General features: G+C 68.8%; 20 protein-coding genes. 8 read left to right on the plus strand and 12 right to left on the minus strand.

Annotated features, from left to right (window positions below; all coding sequences use genetic code 11):
- Positions 1 to 97 precede the first annotated feature (97 nt).
- From OG286_RS18850 to OG286_RS18860, 3 genes are all read left to right on the plus strand, one after another.
- Entirely contained in the window at positions 98 to 1,543 is a 1,446-nt protein-coding gene (locus OG286_RS18850; RefSeq protein WP_405365578.1) for a hypothetical protein, read from the plus strand.
- 343 nt (positions 1,544 to 1,886) lie between these two features.
- Complete coding sequence (locus tag OG286_RS18855; RefSeq protein WP_396324647.1) at positions 1,887 to 2,303, plus strand: prevent-host-death protein; 417 nt, start codon at positions 1,887 to 1,889, stop codon at positions 2,301 to 2,303.
- On the plus strand, positions 2,300 to 2,725 hold the full coding sequence (locus OG286_RS18860; RefSeq protein ID WP_396324649.1) for a cytotoxic translational repressor of toxin-antitoxin stability system: 426 nt from the start codon (positions 2,300 to 2,302) through the stop codon (positions 2,723 to 2,725). Before OG286_RS18855 ends, OG286_RS18860 begins: the two co-directional genes overlap by 4 nt.
- A 69-nt stretch (positions 2,726 to 2,794) precedes the next feature.
- Here the strand turns inward: OG286_RS18860 and OG286_RS18865 are convergent, their stop codons facing one another.
- Entirely contained in the window at positions 2,795 to 3,928 is a 1,134-nt protein-coding gene (locus tag OG286_RS18865; protein WP_320438880.1) for a hypothetical protein, read from the minus strand.
- A gap of 117 nt (positions 3,929 to 4,045) precedes the next feature.
- Between OG286_RS18865 and OG286_RS18870 the strand changes: the two genes are divergently transcribed.
- Positions 4,046 to 4,582: an IS1096 element passenger TnpR family protein gene (locus OG286_RS18870; RefSeq protein ID WP_405366067.1), complete on the plus strand. Its 537-nt coding sequence runs from the start codon at positions 4,046 to 4,048 to the stop codon at positions 4,580 to 4,582.
- On the opposite strand, the gene OG286_RS18875 is transcribed toward OG286_RS18870, so the two are convergent.
- The 5 genes from OG286_RS18875 to OG286_RS18895 form a co-directional block, all read right to left on the minus strand.
- On the minus strand, positions 4,563 to 4,868 hold the full coding sequence (locus OG286_RS18875) for a tyrosine-type recombinase/integrase (RefSeq protein ID WP_405365579.1): 306 nt from the start codon (positions 4,866 to 4,868) through the stop codon (positions 4,563 to 4,565). The genes OG286_RS18870 and OG286_RS18875 overlap by 20 nt on opposite strands.
- A 246-nt stretch (positions 4,869 to 5,114) precedes the next feature.
- The gene (locus OG286_RS18880) at positions 5,115 to 5,765 is read right to left on the minus strand and encodes a hypothetical protein (protein WP_396324757.1); all 651 of its coding nucleotides are present in this window, start codon (positions 5,763 to 5,765) and stop codon (positions 5,115 to 5,117) included.
- Positions 5,765 to 5,953, minus strand: coding sequence for a helix-turn-helix domain-containing protein (locus OG286_RS18885; RefSeq protein WP_405365580.1), 189 nt, complete (start codon positions 5,951 to 5,953; stop codon positions 5,765 to 5,767). The genes OG286_RS18880 and OG286_RS18885 overlap by 1 nt, the downstream gene beginning before the upstream one ends.
- A 224-nt stretch (positions 5,954 to 6,177) precedes the next feature.
- Positions 6,178 to 7,332, minus strand: a complete 1,155-nt coding sequence (locus OG286_RS18890) for a DUF3987 domain-containing protein (RefSeq protein WP_405365581.1) — start codon at positions 7,330 to 7,332, stop codon at positions 6,178 to 6,180.
- Between the two features lie 309 nt (positions 7,333 to 7,641).
- The gene (locus OG286_RS18895) at positions 7,642 to 7,923 is read right to left on the minus strand and encodes a hypothetical protein (RefSeq protein WP_396324651.1); all 282 of its coding nucleotides are present in this window, start codon (positions 7,921 to 7,923) and stop codon (positions 7,642 to 7,644) included.
- Between the two features lie 34 nt (positions 7,924 to 7,957).
- Between OG286_RS18895 and OG286_RS18900 the strand changes: the two genes are divergently transcribed.
- The 3 genes from OG286_RS18900 to OG286_RS18910 are packed head-to-tail and all read left to right on the plus strand — an operon-like array spanning position 7,958 to position 10,892.
- Positions 7,958 to 8,242, plus strand: a complete 285-nt coding sequence (locus OG286_RS18900) for a hypothetical protein (protein WP_405365582.1) — start codon at positions 7,958 to 7,960, stop codon at positions 8,240 to 8,242.
- Positions 8,239 to 10,437 carry a hypothetical protein gene (locus OG286_RS18905; RefSeq protein ID WP_405365583.1) on the plus strand — a complete coding sequence of 733 codons (2,199 nt, stop codon included), beginning with the start codon at positions 8,239 to 8,241 and terminating at the stop codon, positions 10,435 to 10,437. The genes OG286_RS18900 and OG286_RS18905 overlap by 4 nt, the downstream gene beginning before the upstream one ends.
- Positions 10,428 to 10,892 (plus strand): hypothetical protein, encoded by a 465-nt coding sequence (locus OG286_RS18910; RefSeq protein ID WP_405365584.1) that lies wholly within the window; start codon positions 10,428 to 10,430, stop codon positions 10,890 to 10,892. The genes OG286_RS18905 and OG286_RS18910 overlap by 10 nt, the downstream gene beginning before the upstream one ends.
- Positions 10,893 to 10,923: 31 nt before the next feature.
- Here the strand turns inward: OG286_RS18910 and OG286_RS18915 are convergent, their stop codons facing one another.
- The 5 genes from OG286_RS18915 to OG286_RS18935 all read right to left on the minus strand — a co-directional run bounded on the left by OG286_RS18915 (position 10,924) and on the right by OG286_RS18935 (position 13,870).
- Positions 10,924 to 11,064, minus strand: coding sequence for a CPXCG motif-containing cysteine-rich protein (locus OG286_RS18915; protein ID WP_405365585.1), 141 nt, complete (start codon positions 11,062 to 11,064; stop codon positions 10,924 to 10,926).
- Positions 11,061 to 11,546, minus strand: a complete 486-nt coding sequence (locus OG286_RS18920) for a hypothetical protein (protein ID WP_405365586.1) — start codon at positions 11,544 to 11,546, stop codon at positions 11,061 to 11,063. The genes OG286_RS18915 and OG286_RS18920 overlap by 4 nt, the downstream gene beginning before the upstream one ends.
- A 297-nt stretch (positions 11,547 to 11,843) precedes the next feature.
- The gene (locus OG286_RS18925) at positions 11,844 to 12,224 is read right to left on the minus strand and encodes an RRQRL motif-containing zinc-binding protein (RefSeq protein WP_405365587.1); all 381 of its coding nucleotides are present in this window, start codon (positions 12,222 to 12,224) and stop codon (positions 11,844 to 11,846) included.
- Positions 12,225 to 12,542: 318 nt separating this feature from the next.
- Positions 12,543 to 12,890 carry a hypothetical protein gene (locus OG286_RS18930; RefSeq protein WP_396324658.1) on the minus strand — a complete coding sequence of 116 codons (348 nt, stop codon included), beginning with the start codon at positions 12,888 to 12,890 and terminating at the stop codon, positions 12,543 to 12,545.
- Positions 12,887 to 13,870: a DUF2637 domain-containing protein gene (locus tag OG286_RS18935; RefSeq protein ID WP_396324659.1), complete on the minus strand. Its 984-nt coding sequence runs from the start codon at positions 13,868 to 13,870 to the stop codon at positions 12,887 to 12,889. The genes OG286_RS18930 and OG286_RS18935 overlap by 4 nt, the downstream gene beginning before the upstream one ends.
- A gap of 21 nt (positions 13,871 to 13,891) precedes the next feature.
- Here OG286_RS18935 and OG286_RS18940 point away from each other — a divergent pair, with 21 nt between their 5' ends.
- Positions 13,892 to 14,221 carry an HAD family hydrolase gene (locus tag OG286_RS18940; protein ID WP_396324760.1) on the plus strand — a complete coding sequence of 110 codons (330 nt, stop codon included), beginning with the start codon at positions 13,892 to 13,894 and terminating at the stop codon, positions 14,219 to 14,221.
- 399 nt (positions 14,222 to 14,620) lie between these two features.
- On the opposite strand, the gene OG286_RS18945 is transcribed toward OG286_RS18940, so the two are convergent.
- Entirely contained in the window at positions 14,621 to 15,085 is a 465-nt protein-coding gene (locus OG286_RS18945) for a hypothetical protein (RefSeq protein WP_405365588.1), read from the minus strand.
- Positions 15,086 to 15,223: the final 138 nt, after the last annotated feature.

The raw sequence follows: 15,223 nt of genomic DNA on the forward strand, positions 1-15,223 counted from the left end.
CCCTCCGGCACCGCCCCGGTACCATCCGGCCCTGGCTCGCTTCGCGGGCTTGTCGGAAGTCGTCCGCCACCAGCAGCTCCCCCGTATGGTGCGGCACGTGAAGTCCTCACTGGCTCCAACCGAGATCCAGGCCGAACTGCTGCGCTGGGTCGCCGCCAACCCCGGTGCCGAGATCGAGTCACGCAAGTCCAACACCTTATGGGCTCTCGAACAGCGGAAACTCGTCACGCGGAAGTTCTCCATCACGAAGCAGGGCTACCAAGTCCAGACCGCAGCCGTCACCGAGCAGGGCAAGTACTACCTGAAGCACGGACGGCACCCGGAGGAGGTCGAACGCGAGGCCCAGCGCAGCGCCCGTGACCCGGAAACGGCGAAGGATGCCCCGACCGACGGGGCCGAGCTGATTCGCCAACTCAAGGCCGCCGGCGGGAACATCACCGTTCCGGATCCAGGCGTCGTGACCCGGAGTCGGTGGACCAGAGCGTTCTACCACGCGGTAAACAACGACCTCCTGCTGCCAGGGCACAAGTTGAGGCTGACCGGTCGTGAAAGGGGGGACCTCAAGCTGCGGCTCCTCGACCCCGCGAAGGAGCCTCCACCGCCCCCGCCGGTGCCAGTCGTCGAGGTGCCTGCCGATCTCGCGCATGCCCACCCCCTGATCACAGCTACGCGCAAGGCCCTGGGGCGACGCCAGACGGGGACGGCCGACACTCGTGGACAGCAGGGGGTCGTGCCGCTCCATGTCTCCAGGCCGCTCGTCGACCGGGCCTTGCGGATCATGCAGGGCCTCGTCACCGAGGCCGAGCAGCGGGGCTACACAGTAGAGGCCCGGCCAGTAGAGGCATCCCGGAGACGGGCCGAGCCCAGGAGCGCGGTCGTGATCATCGTGAAGGGACATGCGTTCCCGCTGGAGATCTGCGAACGCACCGCCAAGCAACCGCATGAGCCGACGGCCAGAGAGCTGCGCGACGCCGAGCGCGAGCCGGCGTGGATGCGCATGCGCATCCCGAAGTACGACCACGTGCCCGACGGACGGCTCATGATCGATGCTCCTGGTCATGACCAGACCTACGGATACCGCCAGTACGACTGCTCGGACGGGACACGCTGGACCCTCGAATCCCGCTTGGGCCATCTCCTCGCAGCCATCGAGGAGCGGGCTGAACGGGCCGACGAAGCGCGGATCCGGGCCGAGCAGGCAGAGCACCTACGCAAACAACGCTGGCTCGAAGCCCTTGACGAAGCTCACCAGAGGCTGATCCGCGACCAGAGGATCAAGGCGCTCGAACAGCAACTGGAAACCCGGCGGACGGCCAACGAGATCCGCGCCCTCTGCGCCGCGGTACGCGAAAGCGCCACCGGCACCCCTGTCGACGCGACCATCGAGTGGCTCCGCTGGGCGGAGGCGCACGCCGACTCAATCGACCCGGTGATCGCTGGCGTGGCCCTGCCGCCCGACCCGCCACCCAGCCAACAGAACCTTGCGCCCTACCTCGGCTCACAGAACGCCCACGCCTACCCCTGGCCGTTCCCGAACCACTGATCCGTCCACGCACCGGTTGACGCCAACGCTGACGCCAACCAGCCCGAACAATGGCGTCCGACCGCAGCCTTCCACGGACGGCAGAATCACCCAAACAGGGGCATATCGACACCCTGGCTTGGCCTGAAAAGCGGAAGGTCGCCGGTTCGACCCCGGCCCTGGCCACATAGCCTGACCAGGCACGATGCCCTCGAAGCAGCTCGCTTCGGGGGCATTTTTGCGTGGTTTGACGCCAACGGCGCAGCGGACGGTCACCATCCCTCCGACCGGATCGAAGTACGTGACGTACTTGACGTACTTCATTGCGGGGCGCCATCCTGGTTCATGGACGAGGAGGCTCCCCATGACAGCGGTCCACTACGAGAGCTACACCGAAGCCCGCGCGCACCTGAAGGATCTACTGGACGCAGCCGGGCAGGGCCGGGTCGCGACCGTTCGCCGGGACACCGGGTACGCGGCGGTGGTGGACGCGGGACGGCTCCGTCATGCCCTCACGCTGCTGTGTCCGTCCAAGGCCGAGGTGGTCGCCGAGGGCGGCGGCTGGTCGGTATTCTTCCCCGGCCTGCCGGTCGCCGCGGACGGCGACACGTTCGATGAGGCCATCGACGAGATGATCGACGCGCTGCGTGAGTACGCAGAGGACTGGCAGAACCGGCTCCTGAACGCGCCCAACCATCGCGACAACTGGGGCCTGGTCCAGTTGATCGGCATCAGCGACGACGCGCAGCTTCGCGATTGGCTTCTCGGAGTCGCGAAGTGACCTGGCCTCAGCCGACCCGCGAACGACACGAGCAGTTCTGCAAGGTCGAAGGCTGGGACCGCGTACGTGACGCGCGCGGCCGCACCGGCACCCACCACATCACCTACGAGTTCGGGCTCCCCGATGGGCGGATCCTGCGTACTCGGGTATCGCATCCGGTCGACCGCACCGCGTACGGCGCGAGCATGTGGGCGCACATCCTCCGCGATCAGCTGGACGTGACGGAGGATGTCTTCTGGCCCTGCGTCCTGGACGGCACGCTTCCCGATCGAGGCTCGCCCGAGCCGCCACGCGAGGCGCTTCCCGTAGACCTGGTCTACATGCTGATCAACCGCGTCGGACTCACCGAGGAGCAGGTCGCCGAGCTGGACAAGGCCCAGGCGATCGCGCGACTCCAGCAGTTCTGGACCGAGGGGCACTGACCCCGGCTGCCGAATTGCAGCCGTGGCTCACCCATGTCCCTCGGCGCGCGAACGCGGCAAGGACGGGCGTCAGCCCCGCAGAGCCCGGTCGTCGAGCCGGCGCAGCAGGCCGGGCAGGCGCTGGTGCCGGTCGCGGAGTGCTGCGAGCCGCTGCCGGAACTCAAGGCTGCGGCCGACGTGGTCACAGGCGTCTCGGAGCTCGACCAAGAGGGCCACGGCGGTGTCGTAGCGGGCCGTCTGCTTACGCGCGACATGGTTCTCGACCTCGCGCCAGATCGCTTCCTCGTTGGTAGCCAGGGCGGTCAGCTTCTTGGCCCGTGCCTCGATTCGAACCCGCTCGGCACCCCGCCGGCGCTCGGTAGCCAGCGTGTGCGCAGCGTCCAGCAACTCGGCGGTGGAGCGCTGCCCCGGCACGGTCGCGACGGGCGGCTCGCCGCGCAGGCGGCGCAAGAGTTCAGCTCCCAGCTGAGGCTCGCCCCCCAGCGCGAGACGCAGTAGGAGGCCGTCCTTCTCCTTCTCAGGAAGCGCGGCGATCAGCGGTGCCAGCTCCTTCTGTCCGGGCCTCTTCCGAGGCTCTGGGGCGGGCGGGCTGGCTTGGGCGGCGACCGCGAGCAGGTCGGCGTCGACACGCAGGAAGTCCGCGAGCGCTCGCTGCGGCGCGGTGAGCCGGTCGAGCCCGGCCGGGACCGGGGGCTCGACCGCTTCCTGGTAAGCCTCCTCGTTGTCGTCCTGGAACGCCCAGGTGCCGATGGCGGACAGCCACGCGAGGTACAGGGCGCGGTGATCCCCGGAAGCCAGCTCGGCCCGCACCCCGGCGATGGCACCGAGCGAGTCCTCGGCGCCCTCCTCCCAGTCCCCGCCCTCGTCCTCGCTGCGCAGGTCCAGAACGAGGTGGGTCTTGGTCGTCCATGCCTCGACACACTCGTCGAAGCAGTACGGCTCCAGCGCCCGCAGCGTGAGCTGCCTCTTGGGCACGCGCAGGATCACCTGGTGGGTTCCCCAGTCGGCCAGGTAGAGGTGAGCGTCGTAGTACTGCTCCACCATCCGCCGAGGTTCGCCGCGGAAGTTGCCCCAGTGGTACTCATTGGTGAAGCTGGTCGCGGTAATCCGGGCCCGGGTGGACAGCGCCCGCAGTTGCTCCTGCTCGTCGCTGGTCAGCGGCCGGTCGATCGCCAGGAACTCGTAGTACTGGTACTCGCTCATCGCTGCGACCCTAGCGGGACCCCCGACTCCCGATGATGGAATCCGCCAAGCCCGTTCTGGCGTCTCGTCCGGGTACCGGCAGGCATCCGCCTCGACAGGCTGCACCAGGTCATCCGCATCACCGTCGAGCGCCGGATGACGGCCGACGCGGGCCACCACTACCCCGTCTGCGTGGACGGCGCGGGAGCCTGCCCGTCTGAGGACTGCGGCGGCCCAGGCGGGTACGAGGGCCTCAAGCAGACCCTCCATGATTCCGCCAACCCGGAGCACGAGGACCTGCTTCGCCGGCTCGGTCTCAAGACAGCAGCCGACTTCGACCCGGCCCGCTTCGACCTGCGCGATCAACCAGCAACTGCACACCCTCGACTGACCAGCACAGTCCGGTCCGAGACTCCGGTTGACGCCAACACTGACGCCAACCGCCGTACACAACGACGTCCACAGCCGCACTTCCACGGACGACAGAACCGCTCAAAAGAGGGCATTCCTGCGCCCCGGCTCGGCCTGAAAAGCGGAAGGCCGCCGGTTCGACCCCGGCCCTGGCCACAGGCGCCTGAAAAGGCAAAACGGCCCCGGAGAGATCACTCTCCGGGGCCGTTTTCATGTCTCGTACGCCAGCCGGTACGCCAACGGCTCAGGCCAGGCGGTCGCTGAGTGACCCGAGGGCCTTCCGCTGCTCGTCCAGCGACGCGTGGGCGTAGACCTTCATGGTCACCCCGATGTCGCTGTGCCCGGCGATCTGCCGGACGATGTGCGGCGGGACCCCGAGATCGAGCAGCAGGGTCACGCAGGTGTGACGCAGGTCATGGAAGCGGAGCGTGAGCCCCAGCCGATCCCGGAGCGGGTACCAGCTCCGCCGGAGGTTGTCCGGCTCAATCGGCGTCCCGACCCGACTGGTGAACACCAGCCCCGTCTCCGTCCACCGCTCACCGGCCGCCACCCGCTCCTGAGCCTGCGCTCCCGGTGGGCCCGCAGTGCCTCCAGGACAAGCGGCGGGAGCGGCAGGGTCCGGAGTGAGGACGCCGTCTTGGTCGGGCCGAGCTGGAGAGCCCCGTCGACCCGCTGAAGGTTGCTGGACACAATCAGCGTCCCGCGCTCCAGGTCGACCGCCGCCCAGTGCAGTCCCAGCAGCTCCCCGCGCCGGAGCCCCATGGCGAGGGCCAGCACGTAGAGGGCGTGCAGGCGGTCAGCGCCGGCCGACTTCAGGAGCAAGCCTGGCCTGCGGGACCGTGAGCCCCTTCCCAGTGCCGTAGTCAGGTGTGGGCACCTGCACCAGCTTGGCCACGTTCCGCAAGATCAGCTCCTCTCGGACGGCGCTCTCCAGGGCATTCCGCAGGACAGCGTGGATCGACTGCACCATTCGGCGGGAGAGCCGCATCTCGCAGCACTCCCCCGCCGCGCAGCACTCCGGCTCCCGACGGGCCGCGTCCAAGCCGTTCTTGCAGCACTGGCAGGCGCCGGCCACCCGGGCGAGCCACGTCCGGACGTCGGCGGCTCGAAGCGTCCGCAGCTTCTTGGTGCCGAGCCCGGGGACCAGGTGCACGCGGACGACGCTCTCGTAACCCTGGTAGGTCTTCGGGCGCCGGTTCACCTTGACCACCGTGGCGAGCCAGTACGTCAGGTACTCAGCCATCTTCACGTTGGTGTCGGGGGTCGGGATGCCCTGGTTGTCCTGCGCCTTCAGCGCGGTGATCTTCTCGTGCACCTCCTCCCGGGTCTTGCCATAGACCGAGACCCGCTTGGGGACGCCGGATGTCGTCGTCACGTAGACGCGACCGTGGTACAGCCCGTCCTTGCGGCGGGTGATGCTTCCTTCGCCGTTGGCTCGCTTGGCCATCAGGCCGCCTCCTCCATCTTGATTCGGACGTAGTCGTGCAGGGCGGTGACGGGGATGCGGCGGGAGCCGCCTTCCTTGAAGCTGCCGAGCTTCTTCGTGCGGATCAGGTCGTAGACCTTGCTGCGGCTCATGCGAAGGGCCTCCATGACCTCCGGGACTTCCAGGGCGACGGGCGGGATCGTGGTCACTGCGGCTACTCCTTGGCGGCGGGGCGGGGGTGGTGGCACGTGGCGATCCGGGATACGGGCGGGTGTCTTCAGCCCGAGGAGCGTGGTGGAAAGGGTGGAAAGGGTGGAAAGCCCACTGAGCTGGGCTTTTGCCTGGTGGAAAGGTGGGTGGAAAGGGGTGGAAAGGGTCCGGGCTGCGGGCGGTCCGTTGGGGCAGGGGGCTTTCCACCCCCTTTCCAACCCCCTTAGCACCGGGTGTTTCCGCAGGTGAGAGGGCTTTCCACCCTTTCCACCCTTTCCACCCACCGGGTCAGTCGGTGGGCGGGGCGTAGAGCAGCACGGTGGCGTGCCGGCCGGTGCCGGGTACCTGGGCTGCCGTAGCCGTCGAGCTGGAGCAGGGCGGCCACCAAGCGGGAGCGTTCGTCCTTGGAGTCGCGCTTGAAGAGCTTGTAGACCTCTTCGCCGGTCAGCCCCCGGGCGCCGGCGGCGCGGACGGCGGCGGCGAGTTTGTCGAGCTTGGGGTCGCCGGTGGTGTCGGTGGTCATGCCGAGCACGTGGGCGGCGGAGGCCCGGGAGTAGTTCACGAGGGCGTGAGCGGCCCTCAGGTGGTCCTCCTGGATCTGGCGGTGGTGGTCGAGCAGGGCGTAGACCATGGCGAGGCGGAGCGTGTAGGGGGCGGCGCGGGCGGTGAACTCGGCGAGGGGGCCGTCTCCGTCCTCGTCGCCGCACAGGGCCGGGTAGATGTCCTCGCGCCACGCGGTGCGGGCGGGTTCGGCGAGGGTGACCTCTCCGGCCTGCCGGGCATCGGCCAGGACAGCCCGCCAGGTGGCGGCGAGGCTGTCCACAAGCTGTGGGTCGGCACCGCGCGATTCGGCGAGGATCAGGTTCCGGTGGACGAAGACCGGCAGATACCGGTTGTAGGTGCCGCCGGCCATCTCCGAGTCCTGCATCTTCGCCCGCAGCTCACGGGGGCTGATGTGCCCGATGATCGCGATGTGCGGGGCGGTGACCTTGAGCGCTTCGCGGTTCATCACGCCCAGGTCCTCGCCGTTCCACGCCTGCCGCAGGACCCCGCCGAGCGAGGACCCCTCCCGGCGGGCGCGGGCCATGGTGATGCCGTACTCGGACTCCACGATCCACCGGCGCTTGTCGACGTGACCGGGGTCGTCCTTCTTGGTCGGGTCGCCGTCACGGACGGCCTCGATCAGGCCCTCACCGGAGGACAGGCCCGACAGGACGTTGTCCTTGAAGAACGCGGGTTCGGCCGCCGCGAGGGGCAGGCGGGCGGTGTTGGTGCCGGCGCCCTTGCGGCCGGCGGCGGTGGCACCGATCGTCAGCGCCCAGATCAGGGCGGGGTGGCGGTCGTTGCCGATCCTCAGGTGCGGGTCCGCGCCGAGCATCGCCCCGGCAGCGGAGAGCAGGTTGACCAGCCCCCCACCGGGTCGGCTTCCGTGGTCGGGTCCAGTTCCCGAACGGTCCGCCCCACCTGCCCCTGAAAGACGGACAAGTCCGGGACGGGGCCGGGGCGGGTCGGCCGTTCCACCCCGGGCAGGTCGTCGTAGAACGGGTTCGGGGGCCCCGGGCGGCGGGCGGACGGGGCGGTGCGGGGCTCGGCGGTCAGGAGGTCGGGGGCGTTCACTCGGCCGCCTGCCGGTGCCGATCCCCACCGGAGAAGCGCTTTTCCTTGGCGGACGACGGGTGACGGTTGCTCATGCGGCCCGCCCGATGCCCGTGCCGCCCCGGGCCAGGCCCTTGGCGATGGTGCGGCGGCACTCCGCCTCGCCCAGTCCGGCCCTCTGCCCGGCGCCCAGCAGAGCGTCGGTGGCGTCCGCCTCGGGGAGTGTGCCGGCGGCCACCAGGCGGCCGAGCGCGGCGGCGGACGCGAACAGCGTGTGGTTCCTGACGCCCTCTCCGGCGCTCTCGACCTTCGCCGTCTCCCCGCGTACGGCGGCCTGCGTGTAGGCCTCCAGGCGGCCGATACGGGCTCGCACGGCGGCGGTGTCGAGCCGGGCGACGGGCGGTGCTTTGGGGGCCCCGTGTCCGGCCCGGCCCTGGGTCTGCCTTCTCTGCCCGCTCGCGCTGTTCGCCCCGCGCCACCTGCCGAATCTGCTGCGGCTGAAGGCCTTCTTCGCCCGGCAGTTCCGGCAGATGCCGCGCGAGCAGTTCGCTGCGGTGTTCGCCCCCTACGCCCGCCCTTTGTCAGCGGACATCCTGCCTCGGTTCGAGAAGGCCGCCATCGCCGCGGCACAGGGGGACGTCGGAGATGAAGACGCCGAGCTGCCGCTGCGGGCCGAGGAGAGCACGTCGTGAGCCTGCTTCCTGTTCCTGATCCGGCGGGGGCCGCGGCCCGGTCGGTGTTCGCTGGCGCGGATGTCGCCGCCACCGCCCGCCTGACCTGGCTGGACGGCTGCCCGCGACCGCGCTTCGAGGATGATGTGTGGTCGTTCGTCGGCTGGGCCGATGCACCAGTGCAGATGAAGGTGACGGAGAAGAACCTGCTGTTCAACCGGATCGTCCACCCGCCATGGCGCGTGATCGTCAAGGAACTCACCCTGGCCTGGATCGCGACGCGGGACGAGCGTGTCCTTGCCCTGCCGAGGGCCCGCCGGATCGCACGGCACCCCCGCACCCTCCATGCCCGCCTCTATCACCTGACGTTCTGGCTGAACTGGCTGACCGAGCACCAAATCACCACGCTCGCCGCGGTCACCCAGGACCACTGCGATGCCTTCCTGCGCGAGTACGGCGTAGTTCGGGACAAGACGACCGGTGCTGTCTTGCGGAGCAAGGCGGGCGGTTCGCTGCGGACGGTGGTCTCCGCGATGCAGGACATCACCGACTACAGCGAGGTGTTGTCCGCCGACCGGCACCGGCCGGGCTTTCGGCCCTGGGGCAGACGATCGCCCCGGCTCGTCACCGGAGCGCCGGCCCGGCCCCAGGTGGTGATCAAGACCGAGCCGCTGGACGACGATGTCCTGCGGCCGTTGCTGACCGCGTGCCTGCACCTGGTCGATGTGCTCGGACCGCACATCGTGAGTCTGCGCGCGGAGTTGCAGGCCGAGCGCGAGGCCCGGGGCAGCGTCGAGTCGTCGAGGACTCTGCGGGATGCCGGCCTGCTCGCCTCGCTCGTCGATGCTCATCTACGAACAGGCCAGGCGCTGCCGCGGCTCGGGGACGGACAGGTGACCAAGCGGCTCCGGTCCGGGTGGGATCCAGCCGATCCTCTGCTGCCCGTCAACTTTCAGGGTCTGCTGCGGCCCAGTGGGCACCGCGATATCGGCGGGGCACTCCTGGTCCAGGCCCGCCCGCTGCTGGAAGGGGCGGTCGCCGAGGTGGGCACCGAGTACGCATGGTGCCGTGACGCACTCGGTGTCCCACGCGCGGACACCGGCGAGCAGGTCCCGTGGTCGTTGCCCTTGCCGACACTCAGCGCCATTGCACTGATCCGCATCGCCAGCCACGCCTGCACGGTTGCCACGTCCGCGCTGACCGGGATGCGGTCCAGCGAACTGATGGAGCTGACGGTCGGCTGCCGCCGCACCGAGGAGGCCGACGGCACCGGCCTGGTCCGGCACCACCTGGTCAGCAAGGTCGTCAAAGGGCGCCTCTGGGGCGGCGAGGTGGACGAGTGGGTCGTCATCGACGAAGTCGTACGCGTCATCCCCCTGGCCGAGCAGCTCACCGACGCCCGGCCTGGACAGTCGCTGTTCGGGCCGTTCCACGGTTTCGAGTCCAAAGGGGCCATGACCTGGTTGCGGAAGTGGGTCGCCTCGCCCGCCGGCTCCCGCATGGGCCTGGAGACGATCCCCGACGATCCCGTGAACCCTCGCCGTCTGCGGCGCACACTCTCGGTGGAGATGGCCGCCCGTCCCGGTGGCCTGCTGGCCACCAAGGTCCACTTCAAGCATCTGAAGGTGGCGACCAGCGAGGGATACGCGGGCCGGCCGGGTGGCGCTCAGGCCGTCTTCCACCACGAGTGGAAGAAGGAAGAGGAGAAAGAGAAGGTGAAGCGGACCGTCGAGGCATACCGGCAGTTTGAACAGGGGCAGCTGCCCGCAGGGCCGGGAGCCGACTCCCTCATGGCCGCATTCCGCGCCGTCGAAGGCGAGCTCGCCGACCACGAGCCGGGTCTGGCGAAGGTCGTCACCGATCGGCAGATCGAACTGCTGCTGAAGAAGAAGGCGTCGGTGTTGCACCTGTCCGCGGCGAACTACTGCTGGTTCGAGGACCCGGCGAAGGCCCTGTGTCTCAAGCTCGCCGGCACCCGCTCCGCGGCGGCTCCGCTGACCGGCCTGTGTGACAGCTCCCGCTGCCCGCAGGCCACCCACCATCTCTCTCACCGCTCCATCTGGCAGACCTCGGCAGACACGCGCCGTCCTGCTGGCCAGTCCCCGGATCCCGGCCCAGGAGAAGGACCGGCTGCGAGCCGAACACGAGCGGTCGATGCGGGTTCTCGAAGAGATCGACACGGCAGCAGCCGGAGAGGCTGGATGACATGGCATTAAGCCCGCAACAGCGCGACCAGGTCGAACGGCGCGTCCGTGCGGCCATCGACCGGCTGCTGGCCGGGCAGCTCCCGCCCGGCGGCGCCTGCGACGTCAAGACGCTCGCCCGTGAGGCGGGCATCTCCCGCGCGTCCCTCTACCGGACCTGGGGCCACCTCAAGGACGAGTTCGAGAAGCGAAGGGCAGCCGCCTCGGCGGCAGGCCAGCAGCCCGACCCACGCGAGGCCCGCATCGCACGGCTGCGGGACCTCAACCAGCGGATCACCGGCAAACTTGCCCGCACCCACACCGAACTCACGCAGCTCAAGGAGCGCCACCAGCTCCTCCTGTCGGTTTTGGCCGCCAAGGACGACGAAGTCCAGAGGCTTCGCCGCCAGCTCGGTACACCCGTCGCGGTCCCCGATCAAAGGCAGGGGGACGGCGCCACAGGCGTCGTCCCCCTGCCCCGCCGCTGATGTCACACCGGCGTGATCAGCAGAGCTGAGCTCAGTCGTTATAGCCATGCACGTCGAGCATGAACTCGTCGCCGTGGACCTGGACCCCGAATCGAGTGAGCTTCGCGCAGACCTGGCAGTCCTCCATGTATTCCTGATCGCCCACCGACAGGTCGACCGTTATCTCGATCACTTCCTCGCAGTAGGGGCAGATATAGAATGCAGTTTCGAGCGCCATTGCAACCTCCGCAGTAGTTGTGCCACTTCGTTGGACAGCTTGCTGTCCCGGACCCCGGATGATCTTAGGATCGAGACCGGCGCAGCGAACGAGAAGCACCAACAAACCAACCGCAGGCAGTCATCCAGCCTCGCAGCCACGGCGAAGAAGGCGCGGGTCACAGCCAACACGGCTATGCCCACCGCCAGACCAGGCAAGGACATCCGCAGCGACAGAACGACCCAGACCAACGTCAGCGTCACGCCCATCACCAGGTGGTACTGGGCAACATGGCGCAGGCACGAACCCCAGCCCCGCCGAGGGCTGACACACTCGGCGATCTCTGCCTCCGTCGGCGCCGCCTTCCCCGCGGCCGGATGGTCGGTCTGCCCAATATCGTGGTCCGCGAGGTTGTGAGCAACAGCGACCACGGCCCACACCGAGCCGAACGTCGCCAAGGTGGCGACTCATCGACGGAGGCCATCAGCGACCGCCCACAAGAGCGAATCGCGAAGCGAGAGCGTGACGCCGCACGACCGCGACACCGTGGCCTGCAACGGGATGCTGCTGCCCTCGGTCGAGAGCCTCGGGACCGAGACACTTGACATAGTGGACACGGTCCTTGCCGCGTTAACCCAGTGGTCCGCCACGTCCGCCGACGCCCGCAGCAGGGCGTAGACGGCGGCGAACCGGGCAGCGCGGACGCTGTTCACGAAGACTCCAAAGATCTTGTGGTGAGCGGAAGTTGTGGAAGCTCAGGCGGCGAGGCGCGCACTGTCGGCGCACGGCAGGCAGACGCCCAGGTGCGCGGGCAGGACGTAGCCGGCATCCGTGCCGCAGGTGGGGCAGGTGCGGCGGGCGGCGTTGGCCTTAGCGAGGGCGGCGGCCCTGGCCTCCGTCATGGGGCGGACGGGTTTGGCCAGGGTGAGCTGGTAGAGGTAGGCGGCCCGCACACCGGACTTGGTGCGGCGGGAGCGCCAGAGGATCTGTCCGGCGACGGGCTGTCCGCCGGGACGCAGGCCGCGGGCGCGGAGCTGGCGGCGGGTGAGCAGGCCGGCCGGGGCCATCCGCCACGGGTAGGTCGGGGTGCCGCCGTGCCGGTCGCCGGTCAGGTCCCAGAATCGCGGGCGACTCACGGCTGTTCCCCGGGGATGTCGGCGACGGCGAGCAGTTCCACCGGCACGCCGTTGTACTCGCCGCCGGCGCGCAAGCACGCGCCGTGGCGGCAGGCGTTGTAGTCGATCCAGGACGGGTCGAGGTCGAGGGCGTGGTGCGCCAGTGCTCGAACCGGGCGAGCGAGTCACGGACGACCAGGCACACGCCCCAGTCCGGGGGCCCGGTGTCGGTCTCGTACTCGCACACCTCGAACTCGTCGGGCTGCGGCATGTCCCCGTGCTCGGCGAGCAGCATCAGCAGCACGTACGCGGCGTCGTCCCGGGTGGTGAGCTGGGTGGTCACGACAGCTCCTCCTGGTCGGTGTCGGGCAGGTCGTAGAAGCTGACCAGCTCGACCGGGACGCCGTACCGCTCCCCGGTGACGATGAGCCAGGCCAGGGTGCCGCCGTAGCTCTTCTTGTGGTCGACGGCGGCCGGGTCCAGGCCCAGGGCGGCCCGCCACTGCTCGAACTGGTCGAGGCCGTCGTGCAGCGCGAGCCGCACGCCCCACGTCCAGGGGCGGCCGTGCGCGGGCAGCTCCCGCAGTTCCGCCGTGGGGGCGGGCAGGGTGCTGTTGGCGCTGAGGATGGCCAGCAGGGCGCCGGCCGCGTCGATCTGGCCGGTACCGACCGTGGTGAGGGTGGTCATGATGCCTTCTCCTCGCTGGAGTTGACGGTGTCGACGGTCGTCTCGCCCTCGGCCTCGGGCTGGTCGCCGGCGGCCGGGGCGGGGCCGGGGACGGCGTGCAGTGCGGGCCGCTCCACCTCGGTCGCGGCCGGCTCGGTCGGGGTGTTGCGTTCGGCCTTGAGCAGGTGGCGCAGGGCCCGGGCCCGGTCGGCCGACGTGTGCACTGCGGCACGGATGCGGTCGGCGGTCAGGTCGGCGTCCGGCCAGTCGGCCGTGACCGACCGCGCCTCGGCGAGCAGCTCGTCCGCCGTGCGCTTCGGCCGGGTCGTGCGGGCCGCCGCCGGGACGGTGCCGGTCGTCCGACGGGGCCGTGCCGATGCCGTCGCGGTCGGCTTCCGGATCGGCTCGACCGGCGCAGCTTCGGCGGGCGCTGCGGTCGGCTCGGCGGGCGGGGTGGTCGAGGTCGGGTCGGGTGTGGGGTCGGCCGACTCGTACAGCGGCCAGTCGACCTCCGCCGGTCCTGGTTCGGGCAGGTCAGACCCCGACCGATTCGCCCCACTCTGCTCTGTTTCGCCGGTGTTGGGCTTGTGGTGCAGGACCTTCGCCACGAGGTCCGACCCGAAGTAGATCGAGCCGACCGGAAGCGACGACGCGAGCAGGACCAGCGCCCAGTGGGCGGGCGCCCAGTCGGCCAGCCGCATCCGACCGCTGGTGTGCAGAGTCGGCACGAGGCCGTGCACGTAGTTGAGCACCAGCGAGGCGGCGGTGTAGCCGGCCAGGACCCGCAGCGCGAACCTGCGGTCCCGGTCGGTCAGCACCAGCGCGACGACCAGCGCCAGTGCCATCAGTCCGTCGACTACCAGCGGGTAGACCGTCGCGGCGGTCGGGTCGGCCCCGATCGCGGTCGCCACGTCCCGCAGCGCGTTCCAGGACACCCGGAACGCCATCGCCGAGACGGCCAGCAGTCCGACAATCAACCAGAACTTCCCGGCCCGGGTCACGCGGCGAGCTCCGGCCAGGGCCTGCGGCGGGCGGCCTGCGGGCGGTGCAGCGGCACCGGCGCGGACCGCAGCAGCTCGGCGGCCGCCGCCGCCGACTCCGGGTCCGTCTCGTACACCTCGTCCATGAAGCCGAACCCACGCCTCCTTCTAGAGGCCATAGGAACTGTGGGCGCCAGGCCTGGGGAATGTGTCTTCATTGGTGACGCTTCCCGGGACGTTGAAGCCGGAGACGCAGCCGGGGTACCCACGATCGGCTACGCCAACAAGCCCGGCAAGGATGCCAAGCTGGCCGCCGCCGGCGCCGTGGTGATCGTGGACTCAATGCAGCTCATTGCGGACGCGCTGACCTGACATTTCGGGCGCCCCGGCGTCTCAGTTCTGGGGCATCCGCGATCCATACATCCTTGATATCTCCGCACAGTCGCGAGCGATATATAGGCACCCGAATTACCTAGGTGATCTTCTTTGACTTTCGCTCCACCTTTTCGACATACTTTCGCGCATCCTTCCGCGAGCTATATGATCGCAGATTCACAACCTTTGACCCGTCGCCAATTACGGCCACCACATGGGCTTTCCCAGATTTTGAATCGATCGCCAGGCGGACCGACTCGGGGTGAGTGCCGAGAACTTTGGCAACCCGATCCGCCGAAGTCCCCTTGCGGCCCTTAAATCGCGGCCCGCTATGCCTGCTCTTGACATAGCCGTAGGCGCGGAGTCCATCGATCACCATGCCGCCCTGCCCTCCTACTACCTCGGGAGACTCGCGATGACAATCACTGCAACTTCGAGAAATGTTAGAATAATCGCCATTCTGAAATAGTTTGCTCGGACGCCAATGAAGTCCTGGTTCTCGCCATGCGCCCAAATCATCTTCTCGGTGATGTACGTTCGAATGTCATCATCGCTAAGGTCAAACTTCTCCAGGCGCAAAATCTCTTGGGCGCTGGGACCGTAGTAGAACCTCGACGGCCACAGAACCGCCAGGATGCATCCGGCCACGCATGCCAGAATTCCAAGAAGTAGGCCAATCTCCCAGATTGGTGCAATATGCCCCTTTTTGGGATCTGTATTGATAATTCCCAAGCCAGCCGAAAAAGATGCAACAATGGCAGCAGACGCCAGCAGCCCAGAGGCTCTGTTTCTCATGCCATTCATTCTTTCACTTTGCATCTTCAATGCCTGTTCGGCCGCTTCATAGGCAGTCTCGATCAATCCGCTAGCGGAAGGCACTGTCGCATTATTTGCGGCGACTGGGGAAACGTCTTTTCGGCGGCCTAGTAAGCTCATGTTCCAGCCTCCTCGCGGGCCCCTAGCCACCGTTACAGAAAACCGTCACCCTGTCCTTCCAGC

Origin of the sequence: Kitasatospora sp. NBC_00039 (assembly GCF_045160625.1) — a bacterium.
GTDB lineage: Bacteria > Actinomycetota > Actinomycetes > Streptomycetales > Streptomycetaceae > Kitasatospora.